Genomic DNA, 2,284 nt, shown 5'->3' with positions numbered 1-2,284 from the left:
TGGTGTAATTGAAACAATTCACGACCTGTATCGACGCGGTTTTGCGGAAGTAAACGCCTGGAGTCCATTGTTACCTGCTCCAAGTTCTGGTGAAGTGATGAGTATCTTGACTCGCGATCGCAGAATGGGAGGATAAAAGAAAACAGAGGCGCGATCGCTTTTGAGCAGAGGAAGCGATCGCCCTCTATTGTCCTGCCGCAAAAATCTGATCAACCGTTAGTTTCAGGGTGGGAAAGGTGGGTGAACTGAGGCGATCGCCTGCTCGAAATTGCTGCAACTCATATTCCCCATCCACCCATTGACAAACCGTAATCGTTGGGTGTTTGGGATTGCCCATGAAACGTCGCCCACCCAATGCGTCGTAATCCACAATCCAATATTCCTGGATACCTAATGCTTCATACTCCCCAAGCTTCAAAAAGTAATCATCTCGCCAATTGGTTGAAACGACTTCCACAATGACTTTGATCGATTTGCCCAGCGTGATGATAGAACCACTTTCCCATAGAGGTTCATCTATCAGCGCAGATTCATCTAAAACAATGACATCCGGTTTATATCCAGAATTACCATCTACCGAACGGACAATGCATTCTTTAGGGATGAAATAGGGCAAGTTTGCCTGACGAATTGCAGCGCCTACCTCATAAGCTAAATTATCCGCTACTTTTGAATGTTTGCCCGTTGGTTTTGGCATCTCTACAACAGTTCCACGATGCAACTCGTAGCGGCATTCAGAAGTTTCAGGTAGCCACTCGACAAATTCATCAAATGTGATTGGCTGCTGCAATACCTGGATCATGAACTTACCTCATTGCCTTTGCTCAATCCTTCCTATAATCCTTACTGTGGATTCTAGTCTCATATTATGGACATAAGAGCAATTTTTCGAGCTGCTACCGTTGAAAATGCTTCTTCCCCCTATAACACGATTCAGTTAAAGGTTTTTTACCCTGCCCAGATGTCGGGTAGCGAACAAGAGCAAAATTTTGGAGTTGTTCCTGCCGATTCTCAACAGGCTCCGTTTAAGGTCGTCATTCTTTTCAACGGAATTAACTGCGGACCTGAAGTATATCAATGGTTAGCCGTCAAGTTAGCAGAACGTGGACTTGTAGCGGTTACCTTCTCCTGGATTGCTGAAGATTTACCTGGAATGGTAGGGCTTACTCCAGGGGTTAACGTCAAGATGTTGACACCCAACATGTATGGCAAAGGGCCAACGGCTTCTGCTTTGCCCACACTACTGACTGCATTAGAGCGTTTACAAGCAGAAGGAGTGTTGGCTGGTTTACTCGACCTAGACCATATCGTTTTAGGTGGGCATTCTGCTGGAGGGAGGGTTGCGATTGAGAGTGCAGAGCCACAGTTTTTTCCACAAGTTGCGGCTGCTTTTGCTTACGGTGCTCACACGGCGGCAATTGTCCAACTCGGTTATGCACCCAGTACAATCCTTTCCTTGCCTGATGCCTTACCTCTCCTATTAATTGGAGGAACTTGTGATGGAGTGATTGCGAATAGTAGCGATCGCTATGGAGTCACTTGGGAACAGCCTACAACACCAGTTCAACGAACTTTCCAGGAGGCGATCGCAGGAGGCAGAAACGATAGTTACTTGCTGCTGTTGGAAGGAGCCAATCATTTTTCAATCGCTGATCCGTTTGATTTCACCACAGGTAGACCGTTTCTAGACTTGCCAGCAACCCAACCGGAAGCGCAACTGCGAGATTTAATGGCAGAAGCGATCGGTTTATTTATTGATGCTCATGTTCGTTCTCAAGCACCAGCCATTGAGACTCTCAAGCAACTGTTATCCAACAACTCTTTAGTTGCCTCCTTTGAATGCAAGTAGAAGTATTGCTTAAGAGATCTCTAAGAAAAAGTTTACCCTTGGGTAGGGGCAGGTTTTGCCGGAATCTTTGCAGTTGAGCGACAGCTTTAATGCTAAACCTGCCCTTACAGGTGTCCTGTTTAATGGAAATCCCATTCCTGAAGACAAGGGGGTAAAGCTCTTGTTCGCGTAGGAATTGCCCAATTAACGTCTCTCCAATTGGCACTGAGGAACTATCGCCATTGATTTGCCCGCAGATTTTGAGAGGCGAGTTGGGCTGTCTCATTCACTCGTTTCGCCCGGGTTTCAGGTCTTTTAGCCGAAGCAATCCATTCTAAAATGCCTCGTTTAACCGAGCGTGGGAATGCTTCAAAATTCTGTTTTGCCTCGCCATAGCTAGCCAAGGCTGTTTCTAAATCAGGCGGAATTTCTAGCGCCTCGATCGCATCCAGGGCA

Annotated in this window: 3 protein-coding genes; 1 reads left to right on the top strand and 2 read right to left on the bottom strand. The window is 46.5% G+C overall.

Features of this window, described 5'->3' with window-relative positions:
- Positions 1-184 precede the first annotated feature (184 nt).
- On the bottom strand, positions 185-802 hold the full coding sequence (locus H6F93_RS08860) for a Uma2 family endonuclease (protein ID WP_190680124.1): 618 nt from the start codon (positions 800-802) through the stop codon (positions 185-187).
- Positions 803-868: 66 nt separating this feature from the next.
- On the opposite strand from H6F93_RS08860, the gene H6F93_RS08855 reads away from it, so the two are divergent.
- Positions 869-1,849 (top strand): alpha/beta hydrolase family protein, encoded by a 981-nt coding sequence (locus tag H6F93_RS08855; protein WP_190680123.1) that lies wholly within the window; start codon positions 869-871, stop codon positions 1,847-1,849.
- A gap of 212 nt (positions 1,850-2,061) precedes the next feature.
- Here the strand turns inward: H6F93_RS08855 and H6F93_RS08850 are convergent.
- Positions 2,062-2,284, bottom strand: a 223-nt coding sequence (locus H6F93_RS08850; RefSeq protein ID WP_190680122.1) for a YdeI/OmpD-associated family protein, incomplete at its 5' end; no start/stop codon positions are given.

Origin of the sequence: Leptolyngbya sp. FACHB-671, assembly GCF_014695745.1 — a bacterium.
Classification (GTDB): Bacteria; Cyanobacteriota; Cyanobacteriia; order Elainellales; family Elainellaceae; genus JAAUTN01.
This window is presented reverse-complemented; position numbering and strand designations above follow the sequence as displayed.

Coding starts and splice junctions, on each gene's coding strand:
- H6F93_RS08860 (WP_190680124.1), bottom strand. CDS start 802: ATGATCCAGGTATTGCAGCAGCCAATCACATTTGATGAATTTGTCGAG.
- H6F93_RS08855 (WP_190680123.1), top strand. CDS start 869: ATGGACATAAGAGCAATTTTTCGAGCTGCTACCGTTGAAAATGCTTCT.